This window comes from Arthrobacter glycogeni, assembly GCF_054510815.1.
The window spans coordinates 23,007-46,586 of the sequence record NZ_JBTNDV010000012.1; the positions used below are offsets into that span (position 1 = coordinate 23,007).

Here is a 23,580-nt window from a genome sequence, read left to right on the forward strand (position 1 = left end):
GTATCCAACTCCCGGCACCATCCGGGTGCGTAGGAACAGGCGAACCACCGCCCCACCGGGCGGAAAGACGGAGGCGGAGATGACCATCTCAGGCGGCAATCACATGGCCCACGGCACTGTAAACACCACCGAGCGGTCCGGGGCTGCCGAGGCGGACATGCTGCCCTCGGACGTCCCGGTGCAACTGGTGGACCCGAACGGGATTCACACCCCCAACGACGCCTATCCGCTACCCGACGCCGAAAGCCTTCTAGCGGCCTACCGGAAGCTCGTCATCGGTCGTCGGATCAACGATCAGGCGAATGCTCTGGTCCGGCAGGGTCGGATGGCCGTCTATCCCTCATCCCACGGCCAGGAGGCCTGCCAGGTGGCGGCCGCCGTCGTCATCGACCAGCAGGACTGGCTGTTCCCCACCTACCGTGACACGGTCGCCGTGATCACCCGCGGGGTGGACCCGCTGGAAGTCCTCACCCTGTTGCGGGGCGATTGGCATTCCGGTTATGACCCGCTGAAGCACAAGGTCGCCACCCAGGCCACCCCGCTGGCCACCCAGCTGCTGCATGCCGTTGGGGTGGCGCACGCCGCGAAGCTCAAGGGCGAGGACACCGTGGTGCTCGCGCTGTGCGGCGACGGCGCCACCAGTGAGGGTGACTTCCATGAGGCGCTGAACTTCGCGGCCGTTTTCCACGTCCCGGTGGTCTTCCTCATCCAGAACAACGAGTACGCGATCTCTGTGCCGCTGAAATCGCAGACGGTGGCGCCATCGCTCGCCCATAAGGCGATCGGGTACGGCATGCCGGGGGAGCGGGTGGACGGCAACGACCTCGCCGCCCTCCTTTCGGTGCTCGGTCGGGCGGTGAACAGGGCGCGCGACGGCGGCGGCCCGTCCCTGATCGAAGCCCACACCTACCGGATGCAGGCTCATACCAACGCCGACGATCCGTCCCGCTACCGCTCGGCCGACGACGTCGAGAAGTGGGTCCCCAAAGACCCGCTCAGCCGGATGCGCACCTACCTGCGCGGGCTGAACCTGCTCGACGACGACGGCGAGACCAGCATCGCCGCCGACGCCGAGGAAATGGCAGCCACCCTCAGGGACGGGCTCAATACCGATCCGGTGGTGGACCCGGAAGACCTGTTCAACTATGTCTTTACCGAAAAAACCAGCCAGCTGCGCGAACAGGCTGATCTGTTGCGCGGAGAACTCAGCCGCGAACAGCCCTCCGAGGACGTGTCCCCATGACCGACATCACCGAACGGGTGCGAAACAACGCGCCAGCCCCGACGCAGCCCGAACCGCGCACCGTCCAGCCAGTCACTTTCGCCAAAGCGCTGAACGCCGCGCTCGCCGACGCGATGGCCGCCGACCCGTCAGTGGTGATGTTCGGTGAGGACGTCGGAGCGTTGGGTGGGGTCTTCAGGATCACCGACGGGCTCACCGCGCGTTTCGGCACCGGGCGCTGCTTCGACACCCCGTTGGCCGAAGCCGGCATCATGGGGATGGCCGTGGGGATGGCGATGAACGGGATGCGTCCGGTGGTGGAGATGCAATTCGATGCGTTTGCCTACCCCGCTTTCGAGCAGGTCGTCAGCCACGTCGCGAAAATGCCGAACCGCACGAAGGGCAAAGTTAAACTGCCGATCGTGATCCGGATTCCGTACGCTGGTGGAATTGGCGGGGTTGAACACCACTGCGATTCGTCCGAGTCCTACTACGCTCATACTCCTGGTCTGACGGTGCTGGCCCCAGCAACAGTCAGGGACGCGTACACGATGCTGCGTGAGGCGATCCGCTACCCGGACCCGGTGGTCTTCCTCGAACCGAAAAAACTGTACTGGTCCAAGGAAGTCCTCGACCTGGAGGAGCTCCGCGACACCTTCGACTCCGCCGCTGCGACGCCGTCCATCGGCCGCGCGGTGGTCGCCCGTGCCGGAACTGACGCCACGCTCGTGGCCTACGGTCCGTCGGTGCCCACCGCCCTGGCCGCCGCCGCCGCTGCCGCGGAGGAGGGACGCTCGCTTGAGGTCGTCGATGTGCGTTCTATCGTCCCGTTCGACGACGAAACCGTGTGCGCCAGCGTGCGCAAGACCGGCAGGGTTGTCGTCATCGCTGAGGCACCAGGGTTCGCGTCGGTGGCGGCCGAGATCGTGGCGCGCATCCAGGAACGTTGCTTCCACTCGCTGGCGGCACCGGTCCGGCGTGTCACAGGGTTCGATGTGCCCTACCCTTCGCCAAAGCTGGAACACTTCTTCCTACCAAGTGTTGACCGTATTCTCGACACCGTCGACGAACTGCAGTGGGAGGACCAGGCGTGAGTGCTACGACCACCAGCGCTGCTGCGACCGGTGCAGCCCTCCAGATTTTCAACCTGCCCGATCTGGGTGAGGGCCTCACCGAGGCGGAGCTGGTGAATTGGCTGGTTGCCGAGGGCGACGTCGTCGTCGTGGACCAGGCCATTGCCGAAGTGGAAACCGCAAAATCTATGGTGGAGGTGCCGTCACCGTTCGCGGGGGTCGTGGAAAAACTCCACGGCCGCGCGGGCGAGACGATGGACGTGGGGAAGCCGCTCATTTCAGTGCGCGCGGTCGGAACACCCGATGCGACCGAGCCCGACGGCGGCTCACCCGTCGGCTTCCAGCCGACCTCGGCGGGAGAGACGTATCGCAAGGAGGAACGGGCCGGGATCACCCTGCCCGGAAACGCTGCACCAGTATCCGCGTCAGCACCCGATGAGGGCTCCGGCAACGTTCTGATCGGCTACGGCACCCCCGGGGGAATCACCTCCGGCCGGCGAAGGCGCCCCAAAATCCAGCCGGTCACAGACCACGGACGGGCTCCGACGGCCGGCCGGTCTGCGACCCAGGGGTTTTCCCGCGACTCGGCACCGAATGCGCCCCTGTCCGGTGCCCCCTTATTCATCTCGCCGCTGGTGCGCAAACTGGCCAGGGACGCGGGCCTCACCGCGGCAGACCTTACCGGATCGGGCACCGGCGGACTGGTGCTGCGCCGGGACGTGGAGCACGCCATTAGCCGCGACACTGGCCGGTTGAAGGGCCAGCCGACTGGTGTCGACCTCGACGCCGGCGGCCTCCTGGGCGACGCAGGATCGAGGGCCTCAGTGGGTGGGACCGCAGGCACAGATCTCCGATCCGGGCTTGCTGTCACCTCCCGGATCCCGGTCAGGGGGGTACGGAAGGCGGTGGCCGAGACGATGTCGCGTAGCCGCCGGGAAATCCCCGAGGCGACCGTTTGGGTGGATGTGGATGCCACGGCGCTGATGGACCTCAGGGCGTCCCTCAAGCGTTCACGCCCGGAGAACACGCCCGGGCTGCTGGCCTTTGTTGCCCGGTTCGTGACCGCCGGCCTGGCCCGGTATCCGGAGCTGAATACCCGCTTCCTCACCGATGGTCAGGGTCGCCAGGAAATCCTCAGCGTCGAGGGAGTCAACCTGGGAATTGCCGCCCAGACCGACCGCGGGTTGATGGTTCCGTGTGTGCGCCGCGCCGACACCCTGAGTGCCCGAGACCTGGACGCAGAGATCCGGCGTCTTGCCGCCGTCGTGCGGGCGGGTAAGGCGACACCCGCCGAGCTGACCTCGGGGACGTTCACCCTGAATAATTACGGCGTGTTCGGCGTGGATGGGAGCGCTGCGATCATCAACTACCCCGAAGCTGCGATCCTGGGCATCGGCCGGATCATCGACCGGCCCTGGGTGGTCGACGGTGCCTTGGCGGTCCGGAAAATCACCGAACTCACCCTTACCTTCGACCACCGGGTCTGTGACGGCGGGGTTGCTGGCGGCTTCCTCCGTTATGTTGCGGACGCTATCGAGAATCCGGGCAGCGTGCTTGCGGACCTTTGAAGCGCGCGGCACAGCGGTAACCACCCCGCTCATCGGGCCGGTAGCAGCCCCCGAATTCCACGTCATGACCTTCAACATCCGACGGTCCATGCCTCATTTGCTGCCCGGGAACCGGGATTCCTGGACCGTGCGGGCGCCACTGGTGACGCGACTCCTCAGCGATGAGCAGCCCACGCTACTCGGAGTGCAGGAAGCGCTGCCGTCCCAGTTGGACGCTGTGCGCGCGGGGCTCGGGCCCAGCTACGCCGGCATCGGGAAGGGGCGTAACGCGGACGGCAACGGCGAACAGTGCCCACTGTTCTATGACCGGCGTCGGCTGACGCTGCTGAGCTGGGAGCAGTTGGCCTTGTCCAACAGCCCAACAGTTCCCGGCTCGGCGTCGTGGGGTAACCGGATCCCGCGGATCGCGGTTAGTGCCGTGTTCAGCGATCAGACCACCGGGAAGGAATTCGGGGTCATCAACACACACCTCGATCATCTGTCCCGCCGGTCGCGCCTGTACTCGGCGGACACCCTGCGCCACCGGGTGCGGGACTCCCGGCTTCCCGGCATCGTGATGGGTGACTTTAACATCGACGCGCCCTCGGGCCCCTACGACATTCTGACCGGGTCGGGGATCCTGCAGGACACCTGGCCCGCGGCACACCGTCAGCTCACCGAACAGTGGGGCACCTTTCCGCACTATCGAAAACCTCAGCGGGGCACTAAAAGGATCGACTGGATCCTCTCCAGCCCCGGCTTCACCGTGCTGCGGGCGGGAATCAACGTCACCCGGTACGGTGGGGCGTGGCCGTCCGATCACGCACCAGTGCAGGCTGTCCTGCTGCCGGGTGCGGGAGTCAGGGCGTGAGCGGTCGGCATACCCCAAGCAGTCGAGAGGAATAGATGTCCGAAACCCCAGTGGCAAACACCGAACCGGGTGACACCGGATCGGTGGATACTACGTCCCGTTGGCGGGAGGTCGGGCAGCGGACGTGGATCCTGCGCGACGCCGGATATGGCGTCAACATTGGGCTGGTGGTGGGCACCGAGCGCGCACTGGTCATCGAGACCGGTGCTGGCCCCGCGCAGGCGGCAGCCATTCTGGACGCCGTGCGGGAGCTGACGAGCCTGCCCGTGACGGCGGTGAACACACACTCGCATTTCAGCCACGCGTCCGGCAATGCCTACTTCGCCGCCCACGGCGTTGACGACATCTGGGCCACAGCGCGCTGCGCCGGGGACCTCGCGGAGACCGGCGAGCGCCAGCGTCCGCTCGCCAGTGGCCTTGAGCCTGCCATGACGGATGACGCCGGCCCCCACACGTCCATCCGCCCCGCGAACCGGGTGGTGGAGGGCAGCCCGGTCGACCTCGATTTGGGGGGTATCTCGGTCACCTTGTTTCACCTGGGGCGGGGTCACACCGACAACGATCTCCTGGTTGGCGCCGGCAGTGTGCTGTTCACCGGCGATCTGGTCGAAGAGGGCGGCGACCCTGGATTCGCTGACTCCTACCCTGCTGATTGGATCCGTACCCTCGGCAAGATCGCCGCGCTGGAGGATCTTTACGACGTTTTTGTCCCCGGCCACGGAAACCCCGTCGGGGTTGAATTCGTTACTGCCCAGCTGTACAAGATGCGGACCGCAGTGCGCGTCACGAAGGTGGCCATGGACGAAGCATCAGTGGACATGACGAAGGCCATTCCGATCCTGCCCTACGGTCCAGAACAGTCGCGGGCACTCCTGATCCGCCTGCGTACGCTGGCGCAGTGGAAGTGGTAGCGGGCTGCCACCCGCTGACGAAGCCTCCGCCGGGCAATCCGTAACCTCGCCCGTGACGAACCTCATAGCAAAGAGGATATGGTGCTATCGGCGCCCGGGGCTTCGGAGAGCAGCTCCGATCGGGATCCTTCAGGAAAGGGTAATCATGGACATCCGCAAGAGCGTTATGGGAATACTTCTGGCCGGAGCACTGGTTGGAGTTGCCGGCTGTGGCGCGTCGGAGGACTCCGGCAGCCCGGACCCGGCCCCGGAAACCACCACCACCAGCCCCGCAACCGAGGCTGAGGAAACCACCGAAGCCCCAACCGAGGCGACCGAGGAGGAAAGCGCCTCCGAGGAACCCGAGGCGGCCGTCGAAGAGGTCACCATCACCATCACCGATTTCAAGTATGAGATCTCCGGACCAGTGGCCCCGGGCGCCGAGGTGACGGTCATCAACAACGACTCGGCCGCGCACACGGTGACGTCCGACGAGGAGGGAATGTTTGACTCAGTGTTCGGCCCCAACGAGACGGTCACCTTTACAGCTCCGGACGAGCCCGGAGACTATTCCTTCATCTGCACCTACCACCCAGCGATGGTCGGCACGCTGGTCGTCGAAGGATGAGTAACGCCGCCCCCGTCCGGACCCGAAAGGGGCCAGCGCTGGTGTGGCTGAGGGTGGCAATCGCCGTCGGGCTCGCGATCGACGCTTTCGTCCACATCCAACTGGCCCCCAACTACCAGATGGCCTTTCCCGGAGGAATCGGCGGCGGGAACCTGTTCCGCATCCAGGCAGCCGCGGCGATCCTCGCTGCCCTCTATGTGCTGATCCGTGGCAGCCGGCTTTCCTATCTCATAGCCGCTGTGGTTGCGTTGTCGGCGTTCGCCGCCGTTGTGCTGTCGGTGTACGTTCAGTTGCCGGCGATCGGGCCCATTCCGGCGATGTACGAGCCGATCTGGTTCTTCGACAAGGCGCTCAGCGCCGTCGCCGAAGGAATTGCAGGGATGCTCGCTGTGGTCGGTATGATCCTGGTCGGGCGACGTACCAGGGGACGCTAAGAGGTTCAACAGTTGGGACGGCCCGCAGAGGCCGGCCCGGCTGTGCCCTGCCCGATGACTAGAGTGGAGGGCGTGCCGCCGGAACCGTTCAGGCTCAGGACGATTGCCGTTGGGGCTTACGGCCCGTCGCTGCTGTACGGGATGGCGTCCGGTGCGATCCTCCCGGTGATAGCACTGTCCGCCCGCGATCTGGGGGCAGATATCGCGACTGCTGCCCTGGTCATCACCCTGACCGGGATCGGCTCGCTGATCACCAATGTTCCGGCCACGCTCATTGCCGCCCGGTTTGGTGAACGCCGGGCACTGGTAGGCGCTTCCCTGTGGTGCGCGGCGGCAATGGTGCTGGGTCTACTGGCCCCCAACCTCGCAGTATTTGCGGCAGCTATCTTCATGGTCGGGATGGCCGGCGCCGTGTTCGGGCTGGCCCGCCAGAGCTACCTCACTGAGGCGGTACCCATCCAGCTCCGGGCCCGGGCGCTATCCACCCTAGGCGGTGTGACGCGGATCGGGGTCTTCCTCGGCCCGTTCGCCGCCGCCCTGATGATGAGCTTCGCCGGGTTGGCCGGCGCGTACTGGGTGGGCGCCGGAGCTGCCCTTATGGCGGCTGCGCTAAGCAGTAGAGTCCCCGAACTGGGCGCTTCCGGGCGGGCTGCCACGACTGGATACGGCGCGGTTCCTGCTGCTGATCCGCCGATGGTACCCACCGTCCGGTCGATCCTGCGTTCGCACCGGCGGATCTTCACCACTGTGGGAGTAGGGGTGATGCTGATCGCTGCAACCCGGGCCACCCGTCAGGCGGTGCTGCCGCTCTGGGCGCAGGATATAGGTCTGGACGTCACGACCACTGCCCTGATCTACGGCCTGTCCGGTGGGATTGACATGCTGGTTTTCTACCCCGCAGGCAAGCTCATGGACGTCAAAGGACGCCGCTGGGTCGCTGTTCCCTCCATGCTCACCATGGGGGTAGCCCTGATCCTCCTGCCATTCACCGCAGACGCGGTGGGGCTATTGCTGGTCGCCCTGCTGATCGGATTCGGCAATGGCATCGGGTCTGGCATCGTGATGACCCTCGGCGCCGACTTCTCACCAAACCCCGGCCGCCCCCAGTTCCTGGGCATCTGGCGACTCCTGGGCGACATCGGCACCATGGCCGGACCAGGAATCCTCGCGGCGGTCACCGCCGTCGCCACGCTCTCGGCGGGAATCTGGGCGACCGGTGGCCTGGGCATGGCAGCGGCCGCTGTGCTGTGGCGTTGGGTTCCGACGCGCAGGCCGACGTCGGCGACCCGGAACTAGGGCTCGCGCCGTCGCGCCTGGTGAGCGAAGAGGCAGCCTGCAGCGGCGCTGAGGGTGAATCCCACTCCCACGATCATCGATAACCCGGACCAGAAGAACAGGGGAATCTGCGCGGTTCCTGGCATTGGCGCAGGACCGATGAGTTGGACGTACAGGTAGAGGACTACCCCAAGCGCCAGACCGGCGACGCCTGCTGCCCAGCACAGGGTGAGCCAGAGCTTTAAGGCCGCCCAGTGCTCGCCGAAGCCGCTCCACACGTTCCAGGCGTTGCCCAACCGCATGATCATCAGACCGCCCAGCAGGGTCCAGGCGCCCACGACGAGGAATGCGGCAATAACATCGGCTGGGCGGTGCCACAGATTGAGGAACGTCGCCGCGCCCGCCGCCACCGAGTAGGCGCCACCCGCAGCAGCGGCAAGGGGCCGCCACCGGGGCGTCACGACCAGGAAGATTGCCGCCGCCGCGGAGGCGGCAAGGGTCGTGTGACCGGACGGGAGCGAGTTGAAGTCGAGGGTCGGCACCCCACGGTCGGGACGGTCGAACAGCTGGTTCTTGAGAACCTGGGTGGTGAGGTTCGCCCCGGCGATTGTTCCGAGGGCAATGGCCGCGGCCGACCAGCGCTGCCTGCGCAGGGTGACGAACAGGATCACCGCGGCAGCGATCAGGACCGAGAGTGCCGGCAGGCTATCGAGGAACTGCAGGAAAGGCTCCTGAGTATCCGGTGCGGCGAAACCGGCTTCACGCCATGCCGATTCGTCGGCGAATTGGCCGGTACTGGTTCGCACGAAAGCCCAGTAGGTCCAGGCCAGGGCCAGGGCACAGAGCAGCGAACCCAGGAGGAACAAGGCTGGGTTTCGTGCGGCAGGAAGTCGCCGCCCCGTCGAGTTCGCGGATTTCTGTGAGCTCACCCTGCAAGACTTTCACACCGGCGTCTCACTTCTGCAATCCAATCGTGATCTTGTCGGGGCCACGACAGCCCGCTGACCCGGGACAATAAGTCCATGAGACAGAAAGCTGTTTTTTTGTCGGTCTCCCTGGCCTCGGCCGCGGTGATTTTGTCGGCGTGCGGAGTGGTCGGGGTTCCCGCCTCGGCGCCCTCGGATTCTGATTCTTCACGTTCTTCTGGTGCGCCGGCGCCGGACTCGTCGCCCACTCCCTCAACGGCACCGAGCGGCATCGCCGCAGCAGGGGAGGTGCTCGCGCAAGGAACCATTCTGCAGCAGGGCGACTCGCTGCCACAGCTGTGCCTGGGTGGTGTTGCCGAGTCCTATCCGCCGCAGTGTTCCGGGCCGGATCTGCTCAACTGGGACTGGGATGCGGTGGACCAGGAAGAGACAGCTTCAGGGGTGACCTGGGGCGCGTACGCTCTGCAGGGTACCTGGGATGGCACCGCCTTCACCCGGACGGGCATCGCGACACCGCTCTCGCTGTACGACCCGATCGCTGACCTCGATCCGAGATTGGACCCGGCCAACCCCGGCCCCGGCAACCAGGCCGACCTCGAGCAACTTCAGGAGGAACTGTTCACCACTGCGGGACCCTCGATCGTGGGTTCTACCGTGTCCAACGGCTACCTCGTCGTCACAGCCATCTATGACGACGGCACCCTTCAGGAACGCTACGACGCCGAATATGGCCCCGACACGGTGATTGTTCAGTCGGCGCTTCGACCGGTTCCCTGACCCATCGCCGGCCGCCCCCCGGTTACGGGTGAGTCGCGTAACCTCAATGTGTGAGCACTTTCCCCTCCGCTGCCGAACTTCGTTCCTCCGCCCGGGTGGTGTCGATCCCCATGCGGGTCACGTTCCGCGGCGTGCTGCACCGCGAGGCTCTGCTGGTGCACGGGCCAGCGGGCTGGGGCGAGTTCAGCCCCTTCCCCGAATACCACGACGCCGAGGCCGCGCCCTGGTTGCGGGCGGCCATCGAAGCCGGCTGGGAGGGATTCCCTCCTGCTCTCAGATCACGGGTGGCAGTCAACGCGACCGTCCCTGCTATCCCGGCCGTCGACGTCGAGTCGGTTCTGGCGCGGTTTGGTCCGGTCACTGCCGTCAAGGTGAAGGTTGCGGAGCGCGGCCAGACCCTCGCGGACGATCTGGCGCGCGTCGCCGAGGTCCGACGATTGCTGCCGGCGGCTGGCCTGCGGGTGGACGCGAACGGCGGATGGACGGTCCCGGAGGCGGTGACGGCGTTGACGGCGCTCGCCGCCCACACCCTCGAGTATGCTGAGCAGCCGGTCATGTCAATCGACGGGCTCCGGGAGGTCCGGCTCGAGCTGCGCCGTCGTGGCATCCCGGTCCTGATCGCCGCCGATGAATCGGTTCGCAAGGAAGCGGATCCGCTGCGCGTCGCACGGGAGGATGCCGCCGATCTGCTGGTGATTAAGGCCGCACCGCTCGGCGGTGTTCGCCGTGCCCTCGAGATCGTCGCGCAGGCCGGGCTTCCCGTCGTCGTCAGCTCGGCCCTCGATACGTCGGTGGGGATCAGTGCTGGCGTGGCTCTCGCTGCGGCCCTCCCCGACTTGCCCTATGCCTGTGGGCTGGGCACGGTGTCGCTGATGCGTGGTGATGTGGCAGTGAACCCGCTGGTTCCCGCCGGCGGCTGGCTGCCGACAGAACCGGTGCGGGTGTCCGAGGGGCTGCTGGAGCGGTACGCCGCCGATCCTGAACGTATTGCCTGGTGGCTGGACCGGCTGGAGCGCACCCGGGCGATCCTCGGCGGCGCCTGAATCTCTCTGCGCGTCCAGGGGTGTACTCCCGGAAACCGGCGACTGGCCTGCGGGCGTCCAAGCGGAGGAGGAAGTTCACCTGCTCGTTACCTCAGAGGCCCACGGAGTTTGCCTGAGCTTGGCAGAGTGGAACCCGCTCACCCTGTTCCACTGCTGGAAGGCACCACCATGAGTGACACAAAGAAGCGTTTGCTGCCCATGCTTGGCCACACCAACGGGAAGCGCAGTGCCGTCACCTGCGCGTTGAAGTGCGACAACGCATGTGCATCGGCGGTCTGCAACACGACAGACAACAGCTACTTCCGGGACATCGTCTCAACCGAGTTTTCCCGACGGAACGTCCTCGGCGTCGGCACCGTAGGGGCCTTGGCTCTCATCGTGGGCGGTGGGCAGGCAGGCACCCAACTGGCCCCGGCCGGTCCTCAACTGGCGCCCGCCGTCGCCGTGCAAAGGCGCGGGCCCCGCAGCGACCTCAAGTTCACGCCGATCCGTCCGGTGGATGCGCTGGTCGATGACTTTACGGTGCCGAAGGGCTTCGCCTGGCAGCCTGTGATCCGCTGGGGCGACCCACTGTTCCGTAACTCTCCCGAGTTCGACGTCTTCAACCAGTCGGCGGCTGCGCAGGAACTGCAGTTCGGCTACAACTGCGACTACACGGACATCCTCGATCTGCCGGGAAGTAAAAGGCGGCGGGCGGTGATGTTCGTCAATCACGAGTACACCAACGAGCCCATCATGGTGCCACCCACGATGCCTGCCGCCGAGGTGCGCGGCATCGGCCGCGCCGCTCACGGTCTGACGGTTGTCGAGCTGGAACGAAAGAATGCGTCGAAGCCCTGGAAGTATGTGCAGGGCGCACCGCTGAACCGCCGCTTCCTGCTGGACACCCCCTATGAACTGACCGGTCCCGCCGCCGGATCTGATCTGGTCAAGACCATCGACGACCCAGCGGGCCGCACCATTCTCGGAACCCTCGGCAATTGCGCTGGCGGCACCACACCCTGGGGAACCATCCTGTCCGGGGAAGAGAACTTCAACGGGTACTTTGTTAGCCCGGGAACCAGCGCCTCGGACCGCCGGTACGGGCTCACCGCGAAGCCGACAGCCCGCGGCTGGGAGCTTGACGAGCCTCGGCTGGACACCCGCAACCCGGGGTATCAGAACGAAACCAACCGCTTCGGCTACATCGTTGAGGTTGACCCCTTCGATAGCAAGTCGACGCCGAAGAAGCACTCGATGCTGGGTCGCTTCAAGCACGAGGGCGCCAACGTGATCGTGGCCGGTGACGGCAGGGTGGTCGCCTACTCCGGCGACGACGAGCGGTTCGACTACCTCTATAAGTTCGTATCCAAGAACCGGATGGACACCTCCGGCACGCCCTCCGCCCGGCGGAAGAACATGTCTTTGCTCTCCGAAGGGTCACTCTATGTGGCACGGTTCCAGGGCAATTCGACGGTGGAGATCGACGGGTCGGGCAGGGTGCCGACCGACGGGTCGTTCGACGGCGTCGGAGAGTGGCTGCCACTGATTATCAACAACGAGTCGGCCGTGTCGGGGATGAGCGCAGCAGAAGTGGCCGTCTACACCCGGCTGGCAGCTGACAAGGTGGGGCCCACCAAGATGGATCGGGCGGAGGACGTCGAGCCCAACCCACGCACCGGCAAGGTTTACGTGGCCTGCACGAACAATACGAATCGCGGTGTCGGTGCCAACTCACCCGCCGACGAGGCGAATCCGCGAACCGCCAACCGGTCGGGCCACGTAGTCGAAATTACCGAGAACGGCGGGGACCAGACGTCAGCACGGTTCACCTGGAACCTCCTGATGGTCTGCGGGGACCCGGCCAAGGATCCCACCGTTTACTTCAGTGGTTTCCCGGCGGACAAGGTGTCGCCCATCTCGTGCCCGGACAACCTGGCGTTTGATTCGGTGGGCAACCTGTGGATCTCCACTGATGGACAACCCGGTACCATCGGGTACTGCGATGGCCTGTTCCAGGTCACGCTTGAGGGTGAGGAACGCGGCAAGGTAGAGCAGTTCCTGGCGGTGCCCCGGGACGGCGAGACGTGCGGACCGATCATCAAAGACCAGGACCGTCACGTCTTCGTCGCCGTCCAACATCCGGGCGAGGACGGGGTCTGGGGAAACCAGACCTCCCTCTTTCCCGACTATGTGGCCGAGGGCAGCGAACCGCGCCGGGGAGATGCCGCAGTGCCCCGACCATCAGTGGTGCAGGTGTTTCCGGGCGACAACAAGCGCCGCGGTCGTGGCCGAGGCCGCGGAAAGTCGCGCGACGATGACAACCGCGGCGGCAGGGAAGCGAAAGCGTAGGGCGACTGTTCGCCACCTCCGCTGAACGCGACCTCCGATCCGGGGGTGGCCAGCCCCAGACCCTGCCCGGCCGGGTGGGGTCCGGGGCGCCGGGGGCAGGCCGGAATGTGTGAGGATGGAGGCGTGAATGAGCCGCTGAACTCCATCGACGCCGCCCGGCTGGCAGTCGCCGCGCTGACCGCAGCAGGCATCCGTCACGTTGTCGTCGCCCCGGGATCACGCAGTGCCCCGATGGCGTACGCGCTGGCCGAAGCTGAAGGCGTTGGAGCGGTGCGGCTGCATGTGCGCATCGATGAGCGGGTCGGCGGGTTCACCGCACTCGGTCTGGCGCAGGGAGTCCAGGGACCCGTCGCGGTCCTGACGACGTCGGGAACCGCCGTCGGTGAACTGCTGCCAGCGGTGATGGAGGCAAACCACGCCGCTGTGCCGCTGGTGGTGTTGTCCGCCGACCGGCCCGAGGAGTTGCGGGGGAGCGGTGCCAACCAGACCACCAACCAGGTGGGTCTCTTTGGGTCGCACGTCAGATGTGCTCTCGACGTCCCGGCCGGTGCCGACCCTTCGCCGTTCGTCACCGAAGCGCTCGCGAAGGCCCTCGTTGGTCCGCAGGGTCCGGTGCAGCTGAATCTCGCGTTCCGCGACCCACTGGTCCCCGATCCCGCCGCAGCCACCGCACACATTGCGCAGCCCGGCGGTGAACCTGCAACCACGACCACGGTCCTGGCTGCCCCCTCCGCAGTAGCGCCCACCACCGTAGCGCCCACCACCACTGCGCGAACCGTCGTCGTCGCGGGCCACGGCGCCGGAGAGCTGGCAGCGGTTTTTGCCCAGCATCTCAACCTTCCGTTGCTCGCTGAGCCCTCTTCCAACGCCCGCTTCGGCCCAAACGCGGTGGCTCAATACCGGCTGCTTCTGGAGCATCTGGGGTCCGACGTCGAACGGGTCGTCGTCTTCGGGCGGCCCACCCTTTCCCGCCCGGTCGCCGCGTTGCTGGCCCGGCCGGAGGTGGAACAAGCGCTCTACCTTCCGGGACCGGTGGCCTGGTTCACGGAGGGCCGGCGGCGGGAACGTATCATCGAGTCCCTCCAGGAGCTGCTGCAGTTCGCTGGCCGGGGTGAGCCAGGTTGGCTGGAACGGTGGCAGCAGGCCGGGTCGTATGCGGACGCCGCACTCCGTTCACTGCTCGCGGAGACCACCTCGCTGAACGGGCTGCAGGTGGCCGACGCCGTCTGGGAGGCCACCGACGGCAACCTGGTGCTGGGATCCTCGAACCCCATTCGCGACGCCGATTTGATGGCGTCCCCAGGCTGGCACCCGTTGGAGGTCTACGCCAACCGGGGCCTCGCGGGAATCGACGGCACCATCTCCACCGCCTTCGGGGTGGCCCTCGCGACGGGGGTTCCCACGCGCCTTCTGGTGGGGGATCTGACCTTCCTGCACGACGCCGGGGGGCTGCTTCTGGGACCTGGGGAGGACGAGGCTGATCTGCAGGTGGTGGTGCTCAACGACGCCGGGGGCGGTATTTTCGGTTTACTGGAACACGGCGAGGACGGAAACGTGGGCCGCCACGGCGTCGCCGTCGAGCGGCTGTTCGGCACCCCTCACACTGCCGATCTTGGGGCGCTGGCCCGTGGCTACGGGGTGAGGCATCAGCTGGTCGCGTCAGCGGCTGACCTCGATGCTGTGTTGGCGCTGCCCATTCGGGGACGCTCGGTCGTCGAGATTAGGGCCGACCGGTCGGGGCTGCGCGCTCTGCACGCCGCAATCCGGGCACGCATCGCGGGGGTTCTGTAACGTGGGCAGCGGACAAGAAGGACGGCTGAAGAAAATCGCCGAGCCCTATCGGAAGATTTTGTACCCCTGCCATCCTGAGCCGATGGTGAAGGAGCCGCCCCAGCCACTCTGAGTGATCGGGTAATGCTTGAGGGCACCGGAACCGGTCCGCCCCGTCAACCCGTAGGAACCCGGCCCCTGAAAGCCCGAAACGGCTCGGGCGCCGTCAATGTTTTGCCAGCCGGAACCGATGGTCCGCCGGTTCTCGGAGATAAACCGTGCCTTACCGTTCGACCGGTAGAGCACCAGTTCTCCGCTGGCTCTGGTTGCCAGGACGTCCTGGTTGCCGTCCCGGTCGAAATCGGCCAGCGTGATCCTGAGATCCTGCCAGCCCGCGCCAATCTGCCCGCGCGCCTTCGAGGACAAGGCACCACCGGTGCTGTTGGCGTAGTGCCAGAGCCGGCCGGCACCGTCCTTCGTGACCACTGAGGGGTAACGGCTCCCACGCCACCAGGTGCCGACGGTGATCTCGTTGGCACCCCACCCGCTGCCGATCGTGATGGGCGCCTGGAACCCGCCAGCGCGCAGTCCGCGGTACAGGGTCAGCCTGCCATCGCGCCACTGTGCGAGGACATCCTGGACGCCGTCCGCGTTCCAGTCAGTAGCGAAGCCGGCCTTCAGCCCGCCCCACCCGCTGCCCACCCGGGCCCGCTTGAGGAGTCCGCCGGACCAGGTGGGCGGGTACGTCCACAACACACCTGACGAGTCGACGGCGGTGAGACCGCTTGCACTTTTGATGGCGGGGTTGGCCCCGTTGAAATAGTGCTCGAGCGTCGGGATGCCACGGGTCTTCATCTCGGTGGCCAACGGCCGACCGACGTAGCGCAAGTGCCACGGCTCGTAGGTGTACCCGGTCGTCGACTGATAGCCGTCCGGGTACCGAACGATGAACCCGTACTTGTACGCGTTCATCGCTACCCACCGGCCGCCAGCGGTGTTCCCGAAGCAGGACCCCAGACCGCACGATCCGTCAGCGTTGCCGACGTCGACGGCGAGTCCCGTCTGGTGCTCGCTGTGGCCAGGCCGTGCCGACAGGGTATCCGCTACCGCTTGCCCGTACAGCGCCACATAATTGCTGTAGAGCGCGGCCTGCTCATCGTAGGACCGGTAGGCGCTGACCACGCTCAATGGGGCGCCAGCATTTCGGGCTCCAGCGAAGAGGTTCTGCAGGTTCGCTGAGACCGCGCGGCGCAGCACATAGCTGGTACCCGGGTGATACACGAGGTCCGGTGCAACATAGTTGAGCGGGTTCAGCGGCCGGGATTTGGTGACGAACACGTGATAACTGTTGGGGTCGCTCACGGGAACGGCGGCGGTCGCCGGCTGGACCGACAGCATTCCACCCAGGAGCGCACAGCACAGGACGACGACGCCGACGAGACGCGCGCGAAGGTGCGCAGCCCGGGTGGATGAGGACATGAGGATTCCCGCAGGTAGGAGGGTCTGGTGGACTTATCGTCCCACGCGGTCCGGTCTGGCGCTAGAGGACCTTGGAGAGGAACTCCCTGGTGCGAGCGTGCTGCGGATTGCCGAGGACCTCCGCGGGCGTGCCCTGTTCAACAACGACTCCACCGTCCATGAACACCACCCTGTCACCGACCTCACGGGCGAAGCCCATCTCGTGGGTAACGACCATCATGGTCATGCCGTCCTTGGCCAACTGCTTCATCACGTCCAGCACGTCCCCCACCAACTCGGGGTCGAGCGCGCTGGTGGGCTCGTCGAACAACATCATGTCGGGGTCCATCGACAGTGCCCGGGCGATCGCCACACGCTGCTGCTGGCCGCCGGAAAGCTGAGCAGGGAAGGCCGTAGCCTTCTCGGCGAGACCCACCTTGGCGAGGTTGCGCTTGGCGATTTCCTCGGCGTCGGCCTTCTTGCGTTTCTTCGCCCGGAGCTGAGCGAGCGTCAGATTGCGGGTCACATTCAGGTGGGGGAACAGGTTGAATTGCTGGAACACCATGCCGATACGGGTACGCACGCGATCCAGGTCGGTCTCGCCATCGGTAATGTCGATACCCTCCACCAGGATGGTGCCGCTGGTGGGCTCCTCCAAGCGGTTAACGCATCGCAGGAGAGTCGACTTGCCCGAACCGGACGGGCCAATGACGCAGACCACCTCGCCCTGATCCACATGGAAATCAATACCCTTCAGGACCTCATTGTCGCCAAAGCTCTTGTGCAGGTTGCGGACCTCAATGGCCGGCACATCCGTGCGGAGCGCTGCATCAGTCACAATGCTCACCGCCCTCTCTTGTTGTGTCGTTCAAGTTTGGCCACCAACTGGGTGAGCGGCAAGGTGATGATCAGATACATCAGACCGGCCACCACGAGTGGGGTTGCATTGGCGGTCGCTGAGGTCAGGTCGCGAGCGAACGTGGTCAGCTCCCGATCGGCCAGGGCCATCCCGACAATGAACAGCAGGGAGGTGTCCTTGATGAGGATGACCAGCTCGTTGGTCAGCGGTGGGGTGATGATCCTGAACGCCTGCGGCAGGACCACCGAGATCATGGCCCAGGTGGGGCGCATGCCCAGGGATCGGGCGGCTTCCACCTGACCTGGTGGCACAGCCTGGATCCCGGCGCGAATGGTCTCGGCAATGTAGGCGGAGGACACGATGATCAGGCCGATCAGGCCCGCACCGGTGCTGCCGCCCGGCGGACGCCATTCGAACGCGATCGGCACGGCGAAGGCAAACCCGAAGATCACCAGCAGTGCGGGCAGGCCGCGGAAGAGCTCAATGAAACCGGTGGCCACCCAGCGGTAGGGCAGCACCGGCGAGAGCTTCATCAGTGCCAGGATCAGCCCCAGAATGAGCCCGCCGACGAACGCGATGGCCGTGTACAGGACGGTGTTTTTCGCTGCCACCAGGATGACGTCCGGGAAAGCCTCAGCGGCAATGTCCAGATCAAAGAAGTAGGTGCTGATCGCATTCCAGTCGGCGAGCGAGACGACAAGAGCGACGGCGAAGATGAAGAGTGCGTACAGGGCGCCGCGGGTCAGACGTCTGCGGGTTGAGCGTTTCACGTGGGGAGCCAATCTTTTCTCAAGGACACGACGTCCCGGAGCCCGGCGGAATCAAAGAGTTCCACGCGGGCTCCGGGCCAGAATTCCTACTCGGTGAAGTAGGTGTCGTAAATCTCGTCGTACTCGCCGTTGTCCCGCAGCTCGGCGAGCTGCTCGTTGACGGCTGCCAGGAGATCCTCGCTGCCCTCCTTGGTCATCGCGAAACCGTACTGCTCATCGGTCTCGTATTCTTCGGCGATCGTGTACGTGCCGTCCTCGGTGTGGCTGAGGTTCACCGGAAGGTCCTGCAGGATGGCCGCGACGTTACCGGCCTGCAGCGCCGCATACAGTTCGGCGTCACTCGGGAAGGCAATAACCTCGGTATCGGTGGGAACGTTCTCGCGGGTGTAGGACTCGCCGGTGGTGCCAGCCTGGACGCCCACCTGCATACCTGCCAGGTCATCGATGGACGCGACGTCGGAATCGACTGGGACCAGCAGTGACTGCAGGGAGTCGTAGTACGGCTCGGAGAACGAGAGGTTCGCGGCGCGCTCCTCGGTGATGGTGATGGCGCTGGCTCCCACGTCGCAAGTATTGGAGGCGAGGACAGCGCCGCTGGCGAGACCGTCGAAGCCAACGTCGACTACCTCGAGTTCGAGGTCCATTCCGGTGGCGATGGCGCGCATGATGTCCATGTCGAAGCCGATGTACTCGCCGTCTTCCTCGTATTCGAACGGTGCGTAGGGGATGTCTGAGCACACGGTCAGAGAGCCTTCGGCAACGAGGCCGAGTCCTGATTCGTCCACGGCTGACTCAGCGGAACCGCCGCAGGCGCTGAGCGCCAACGCGCCGATGGCTGCGATGGCTAGGGTCTTGGGAACTGTCGAGCGCTTGGTGAACATGCAAATACCTCATTTGTGGACGGGGAAAACTTCGTTTCAAATTCTAGCTGCATCGAGATGTGCATCACAGGCTACAGGCATTGCGTATTGGTAACCAATAGGAGTGGTTGCTCGCAACGGGCGGCGGACATTACCGCCGGATGCCCAGCGCCTCGATCATGGGTCTGAACTTGCTCCACGATTCCGCCAGCTCGGCCTGCGCATCCGAGCCGGCGACGATCCCGCACCCCGCGTACATCCGCACCCGCGTGGGGCTTTCGATCATCGCACCGCGCAGCGCTATGCCCCACTCGCCGTTTCCGCGGGCGTCCATCCAACCGACCGGGCCAGCGTAGGGGCCGCGCTCCAGATGCTCAAGTTCCCGGATCAGGCCCCCTGCCACAGTTGTTGGGGTCCCGCAGACCGCCGCCGTGGGATGCAGGGCACCGACCAGGGCCAACGACGTCGGCACATCGCCACTGGCGCCCGGTTCCAGCTGCGCCGTCACATCGGAGGCCAGATGCCACACGTTGGGAAGTTCCAGAACGAAGGGCTCGCTGTGCGAGGTCATGGTGCTGGTGAACGGTTCGAGCTGCTGGGTCAGGGAGTCGATAGCAATCTGGTGCTCGTGCAACTGCTTCTCGGAGCCGGCGAGTACCCGCTGGGCGTAGTCCGGGTCGTCGGCCGGGGCGTTGGCGCGGTCCAGCGTACCGGCGAGGACCCTGGCCCGCGCCGTCGAGTTTTCCACCTTGATCAGCATTTCCGGTGTTGAACCGATCAGCCCGTCCACCGAGTACGTCCAGCAGTCCGAGTACCTGACGGCCAGTTCGCGCAGTACCTGCGCCGTCGCCACCGGTGAACCGAGTTCAGCCACCACGTCACGGGCGAGCACAAGTTTGCTTAGCTCGCCGGTCCGGATGTGCTCGATTCCCTGTTCCACCGCCGTCATCCATTGCTCCTCCGAGAGGATGCCCGGCGCAAGGTGGTCCGCCGGGTTCGGGTCCCGTTCGACGGCGGTCTCGTCAAGGTAGCCGGCCAGGGCCGCCTCCGCGGCGTCGGCGCTTACCTCGGCATCCTCGTCGTCGGTGATGTAGGTCAACCAGCTGTGGCCGTCGCGGCAGCCGACCACCACGCGTGGCACGATCAGCCGGGACGGGTGCCGGGACGTCTTGGAGAAGGCAAACGAGCCGAAGGCCACCAGGCCGGAGCCGGGAACAGCCAGCGGGTTGACGGCGTCGGCTGCCAGAAGCTGAGTGCGCCACCACTCCTGGGCGTCAGTGAACCGGTTGGGGCCCATTGCGGTGAACCGGGCGCTTTCGCCGAAGGCAACCAGGCCGTCGCCGCGCCTGACCCAGGTGTGAATGTCATTCCGTGCCACATAGTCGAGCAGCCCGGTGGTGTCGTCGAGCTGTCCCCGGGGAATGGTGATGCTGCGGAGGCCGCGCACTGGTGTCAGCGGCGGCGCGGCCGCGATGGTGGACGGGGTGCTCATGACTTCCAAGCCTACTCTTGCCCGGGGATGCGTCGGTCGGGTCGCCCGGCCCGATTAGGGACCAGTGAATTGTTTGAGACAATACAAGGGTGAACCGTGCATCACTGGAAAAGCGTCCCGAAGAAGTAGCCGCCATGTTTGACGACGTGGCGCCCAAATACGATGTCGTCAACGACGTCCTGTCCCTCGGGCAGACCCACCGCTGGCGCCGCATTGTGGTGGATGCGGTCGGCGCAGTGAAAGGCGAAAAGGTTCTCGATCTGGCGGCCGGAACGGGCACCTCCAGCGAGCCCTACGCTGACAATGGTGTGTATGTGGTGGCCTGCGACTTCTCCCTGGGCATGCTGCGGGTCGGCAAGCGCCGCCGCCCGGACATCGACTTCATTGCCGGCGACGCCACTGACCTTCCGTTCGCCGACAACTCCTTCGACGCGTCGACCATCTCCTTCGGTCTGCGCAACGTGCACCGCCCGCAGCGGGCCCTCGCGGAGATGTTGCGGGTGACCAAGCCCGGCGGCAAACTGGTGATCGCCGAATTCTCTCAGCCCACTGTTCCGCTGTGGCGCACCATGTACACCGAATACCTGATGCGGGCACTTCCAGCCATCGCGACCAAGGTCAGTTCGAACCCGACCGCCTACGTCTATCTGGCCGAGTCCATCAGAGCCTGGCCGGATCAGGACTCGCTTGCCGGCTGGCTCTCCGACGCGGGGTGGGAGAACGTTGCTTACCGTAACCTCAACGGAGGCATCGTGGCAGTCCACCGGGCTACGAAGCCCCTTGACGTGGCAGATGCAGCCCAGGACCGTCTGCGTCGCCGCAGCACGCGGGCAGCCAACTAAGTGTCGGTACTGATCGTCGGGGCCGGCCCCGCCGGCTCCACCGCCGCCTACTACCTGGCGCGCGCCGGGGTGGACGTCACAGTCGTCGAAAAGTCAATTTTCCCGCGGGAAAAGGTCTGTGGTGACGGGTTTACGCCCCGGGCAGTCCGCGAAATCCAGCTGCTCGGATTGCCTCACGAGGAGTCGGCGGGGTGGCGCCGCAACGTAGGGCTACGGCTCAAAGCCGGTGGCCGCACCGTTGAAGTGCCCTGGCCGGATCTGACCGACTTCCCGGATTACGGATTGGTCCGCACCCGCCTCGGGTTTGACGAGGAGCTCGCCGAACACGCGCGGGCGGCGGGCGCCGTGATCCTGGAGGGCCACTCGGTCAGCTCGGCGATCCGCAACGACGCCGGCCGGGTGACCGGCGTCGTCGTCAATATCCTTGACCCGGCGGGGCGTAAAACGGGTCAGACCCGACAGTTTCACGCCGACACCATCCTGGCCGCCGACGGCAACTCGACCCGCACCGCCGTGAGCCTCGGCCTGGCCAAGCGTGATGACCGGCCGCTCGGTGTGGCGGTACGCACGTATTTCACCAGCCCCCGCCACGAGGATCCGTGGATGGAGGGCTGGCTTGAACTGCCCGACGCGACGGGGAAGCCGCTGCCCGGCTATGGCTGGGTCTTCGGCGTCGGGGACGGTACCTCCAACGTGGGCCTGGGCATCCTGAATTCGTCGGCCGAGTTCGGCAGGCTCGACTACAAGCAGGTCCTGCGCGACTGGACTGCCGGAATGCCTGCCGAATGGGGGTTCGTCCCGGAGCTGCAGGTCGGCGAGATTCGCGGCGCCGCCCTGCCGATGGGGTTCAACCGGACGCCGCACTACAGCCCGGGAATGCTGCTGCTCGGCGACGCTGGTGGGATGGTCTCGCCGTTTAACGGGGAGGGCATTTCCTACGCCATGGAGTCGGCGCGGTACGCAGCCGAGTTCATCGTCAGCGCCGAGCAAGTGAGTTCACCGCTGGGCCGCGATCAGGTGTTGGCCGGATACGCCCCGCACGTGCGAGGTCTCTGGGGCAGCCATTTCACCCTCGGGACCATCTTTGCTCAGCTGATCGGCAAGCCAGCGATCCTGCGTCTCGCGCTCAGGACCGGCATGCCCATCCCGGTGCTGATGCGGTTTGTGGTGCGGATGCTCGCCAACCTGACCGATACCGGCGGCAAAGGCTTCGAGGATCGGGTAATTCACCTGCTGGAGCAGCTGGTGCCAGCCGTCAGCAACCAATCCCATCCACGCACGCGGGCCCATGCCGGCTCCGCGCGCCCTACTAGTTAGTCTTGGACAGTGACAGAATCTGCTAACCCCGGCTGGACCAGCGCTGGGCACCCGCGCTCCGACAGTGGCGAGCTCGACACGGCCACCGGTGCCATCGCCACCGGCCTTCGGCTGCCTCCCGGGTTCGCCCTGATCGCCGAGGATCCCGAGCTGGGTCCGGCGGTCTCCACCTGCCTGGCCAAGGTGGAGAAGCAGTTGCGGGAAGCCATCGCCAGCTCGGACCCCCTCGCCGACGCCACCAGCCGTCACCTGGTGGAAGCTGGCGGCAAACGGATCCGGCCGTTGTTGACGATTCTCGCCTCGCACCTCGGCGACTCCAGTCGTCCCGAGGTGGTGCAGGCCGCCGTCGTCGTCGAACTGACCCACTTGGCCACGCTCTATCACGACGACGTCATGGACTCCGCGCCGTACCGCCGCGGTGCCCCGACGGCTCATGAGGTGTGGGGCAACTCGGTCGCCATCCTGACCGGGGACCTGATCTTCGCCCGTGCATCGATTCTGGTGTCGGAACTGGGCGGTCGCGCGCTCGGCATCCAGGCACGGACCTTCGAACGGCTTTGTTTGGGCCAGCTGCATGAGACGGTGGGACCCCGCGAGGATGAAGATCCTGTGGAGCACTACCTGTCAGTCATCGCCGACAAGACCGGCTCGCTGGTCGCCGCGTCGGGGCAACTCGGTGCGTTGTTCGGGCAGGCCCCTCAGTCGGCGATCGACGTGATGCTCTCCTACGGTGAGAAGGTGGGAGTGGCCTTCCAACTTGCCGACGACGTCATCGACGTCACCGGCGTCAAAGTCACCTCCGGCAAGTCGCCCGGCACCGACCTCCGCGAGGGCGTGCCGACCCTGCCGATTCTCTTGATCCGGCGGGCCGCGGCCGCCGGCGACGCCTCCGCCCTCGCAGTGCTGGACCTGGTTGATGGTGACCTCACCTCGGACGAGGCGCTGGCTGACGCGGTTGCCGCCGTCAGCACCCACCCGTCAACGCAGGACGCCTGGGCCGTCGCTCAGCAGTGGGCCGACGACGCCGTCGCAGCTCTGGAGCCGCTCCCGGAGAGCACCGTCAAGCAGGCGCTCACGGCCTTTGCCCAGGCGGTGGTGACCCGGGACGTCTAGTTCGATCCCGCTCGCGGTGTTTGTCCCCCGCGTGTGCACGCCTGCCCAGGTTGTCGGTCCCCAATCCCGGGCCCGACGGCGA

The 23,580-nt window shown here is 66.0% G+C and carries 20 protein-coding genes and 1 pseudogene; 15 read left to right on the plus strand and 6 right to left on the minus strand.

Annotation, left to right across the window (positions count from 1 at the left end; all coding sequences use genetic code 11):
* Positions 1-79 precede the first annotated feature (79 nt).
* The 8 genes from pdhA (at position 80) to ACX80G_RS13045 (ending at position 7,961) form a co-directional block, all read left to right on the plus strand.
* Positions 80-1,243 (plus strand): pyruvate dehydrogenase (acetyl-transferring) E1 component subunit alpha, encoded by a 1,164-nt coding sequence (gene pdhA, locus ACX80G_RS13010; protein ID WP_459308070.1) that lies wholly within the window; start codon positions 80-82, stop codon positions 1,241-1,243.
* On the plus strand, positions 1,240-2,316 hold the full coding sequence (locus tag ACX80G_RS13015; RefSeq protein WP_459308071.1) for an alpha-ketoacid dehydrogenase subunit beta: 1,077 nt from the start codon (positions 1,240-1,242) through the stop codon (positions 2,314-2,316). Before pdhA ends, ACX80G_RS13015 begins: the two co-directional genes overlap by 4 nt.
* Positions 2,313-3,863, plus strand: coding sequence for a dihydrolipoamide acetyltransferase family protein (locus ACX80G_RS13020; RefSeq protein ID WP_459308072.1), 1,551 nt, complete (start codon positions 2,313-2,315; stop codon positions 3,861-3,863). Before ACX80G_RS13015 ends, ACX80G_RS13020 begins: the two co-directional genes overlap by 4 nt.
* On the plus strand, positions 3,850-4,713 hold the full coding sequence (locus tag ACX80G_RS13025; protein ID WP_459308073.1) for an endonuclease/exonuclease/phosphatase family protein: 864 nt from the start codon (positions 3,850-3,852) through the stop codon (positions 4,711-4,713). Before ACX80G_RS13020 ends, ACX80G_RS13025 begins: the two co-directional genes overlap by 14 nt.
* A 35-nt stretch (positions 4,714-4,748) precedes the next feature.
* Positions 4,749-5,624, plus strand: a complete 876-nt coding sequence (locus tag ACX80G_RS13030) for an MBL fold metallo-hydrolase (RefSeq protein WP_459308074.1) — start codon at positions 4,749-4,751, stop codon at positions 5,622-5,624.
* Between the two features lie 145 nt (positions 5,625-5,769).
* Positions 5,770-6,231: a cupredoxin domain-containing protein gene (locus tag ACX80G_RS13035; RefSeq protein WP_459308075.1), complete on the plus strand. Its 462-nt coding sequence runs from the start codon at positions 5,770-5,772 to the stop codon at positions 6,229-6,231.
* Entirely contained in the window at positions 6,228-6,665 is a 438-nt protein-coding gene (locus tag ACX80G_RS13040) for a hypothetical protein (protein ID WP_459308076.1), read from the plus strand. The genes ACX80G_RS13035 and ACX80G_RS13040 overlap by 4 nt, the downstream gene beginning before the upstream one ends.
* Before the next feature lie 54 nt (positions 6,666-6,719).
* A complete protein-coding gene (locus tag ACX80G_RS13045; protein WP_459308077.1) occupies positions 6,720-7,961 on the plus strand; it encodes an MFS transporter in 1,242 nt (413 codons plus the stop codon).
* Here the strand turns inward: ACX80G_RS13045 and ACX80G_RS13050 are convergent.
* Positions 7,958-8,869 (minus strand): phosphatase PAP2 family protein, encoded by a 912-nt coding sequence (locus ACX80G_RS13050; protein ID WP_459308078.1) that lies wholly within the window; start codon positions 8,867-8,869, stop codon positions 7,958-7,960. The genes ACX80G_RS13045 and ACX80G_RS13050 overlap by 4 nt on opposite strands.
* A 93-nt stretch (positions 8,870-8,962) precedes the next feature.
* On the opposite strand from ACX80G_RS13050, the gene ACX80G_RS13055 reads away from it, so the two are divergent.
* The 4 genes from ACX80G_RS13055 to menD all read left to right on the plus strand — a co-directional run bounded on the left by ACX80G_RS13055 (position 8,963) and on the right by menD (position 14,808).
* The gene (locus ACX80G_RS13055; RefSeq protein ID WP_459308079.1) at positions 8,963-9,643 is read left to right on the plus strand and encodes a hypothetical protein; all 681 of its coding nucleotides are present in this window, start codon (positions 8,963-8,965) and stop codon (positions 9,641-9,643) included.
* A gap of 110 nt (positions 9,644-9,753) precedes the next feature.
* Positions 9,754-10,686: an o-succinylbenzoate synthase gene (locus tag ACX80G_RS13060; RefSeq protein WP_459308189.1), complete on the plus strand. Its 933-nt coding sequence runs from the start codon at positions 9,754-9,756 to the stop codon at positions 10,684-10,686.
* 168 nt (positions 10,687-10,854) lie between these two features.
* Positions 10,855-13,017, plus strand: coding sequence for a PhoX family protein (locus ACX80G_RS13065; RefSeq protein WP_459308080.1), 2,163 nt, complete (start codon positions 10,855-10,857; stop codon positions 13,015-13,017).
* A 105-nt stretch (positions 13,018-13,122) separates the two neighbouring features.
* The gene (gene menD / locus ACX80G_RS13070; RefSeq protein WP_459308081.1) at positions 13,123-14,808 is read left to right on the plus strand and encodes a 2-succinyl-5-enolpyruvyl-6-hydroxy-3-cyclohexene-1-carboxylic-acid synthase; all 1,686 of its coding nucleotides are present in this window, start codon (positions 13,123-13,125) and stop codon (positions 14,806-14,808) included.
* An 846-nt stretch (positions 14,809-15,654) separates the two neighbouring features.
* Here menD and ACX80G_RS13075 read toward each other — a convergent pair.
* The 5 genes and pseudogenes from ACX80G_RS13075 to ACX80G_RS13095 all read right to left on the minus strand — a co-directional run.
* Positions 15,655-16,266: pseudogene (locus ACX80G_RS13075) on the minus strand (M15 family metallopeptidase); the annotation flags it as partial.
* A 61-nt stretch (positions 16,267-16,327) separates the two neighbouring features.
* A complete protein-coding gene (locus ACX80G_RS13080) occupies positions 16,328-17,092 on the minus strand; it encodes an amino acid ABC transporter ATP-binding protein (RefSeq protein ID WP_459308082.1) in 765 nt (254 codons plus the stop codon).
* Positions 17,089-17,874: an amino acid ABC transporter permease gene (locus ACX80G_RS13085; protein ID WP_459308083.1), complete on the minus strand. Its 786-nt coding sequence runs from the start codon at positions 17,872-17,874 to the stop codon at positions 17,089-17,091. Before ACX80G_RS13085 ends, ACX80G_RS13080 begins: the two co-directional genes overlap by 4 nt.
* Positions 17,875-17,960: 86 nt before the next feature.
* The gene (locus tag ACX80G_RS13090; RefSeq protein WP_459308084.1) at positions 17,961-18,755 is read right to left on the minus strand and encodes a transporter substrate-binding domain-containing protein; all 795 of its coding nucleotides are present in this window, start codon (positions 18,753-18,755) and stop codon (positions 17,961-17,963) included.
* 130 nt (positions 18,756-18,885) lie between these two features.
* On the minus strand, positions 18,886-20,226 hold the full coding sequence (locus ACX80G_RS13095) for an isochorismate synthase (protein WP_459308085.1): 1,341 nt from the start codon (positions 20,224-20,226) through the stop codon (positions 18,886-18,888).
* An 89-nt stretch (positions 20,227-20,315) separates the two neighbouring features.
* Between ACX80G_RS13095 and ACX80G_RS13100 the strand changes: the two genes are divergently transcribed.
* The 3 genes from ACX80G_RS13100 to ACX80G_RS13110 are packed head-to-tail and all read left to right on the plus strand — an operon-like array spanning position 20,316 to position 23,498.
* Positions 20,316-21,068 (plus strand): demethylmenaquinone methyltransferase, encoded by a 753-nt coding sequence (locus tag ACX80G_RS13100; protein ID WP_459308086.1) that lies wholly within the window; start codon positions 20,316-20,318, stop codon positions 21,066-21,068.
* Positions 21,069-22,385, plus strand: a complete 1,317-nt coding sequence (locus ACX80G_RS13105; protein WP_459308087.1) for a geranylgeranyl reductase family protein — start codon at positions 21,069-21,071, stop codon at positions 22,383-22,385. It begins immediately after the preceding gene.
* Between the two features lie 9 nt (positions 22,386-22,394).
* Positions 22,395-23,498: a polyprenyl synthetase family protein gene (locus ACX80G_RS13110; protein ID WP_459308088.1), complete on the plus strand. Its 1,104-nt coding sequence runs from the start codon at positions 22,395-22,397 to the stop codon at positions 23,496-23,498.
* Positions 23,499-23,580: the final 82 nt, after the last annotated feature.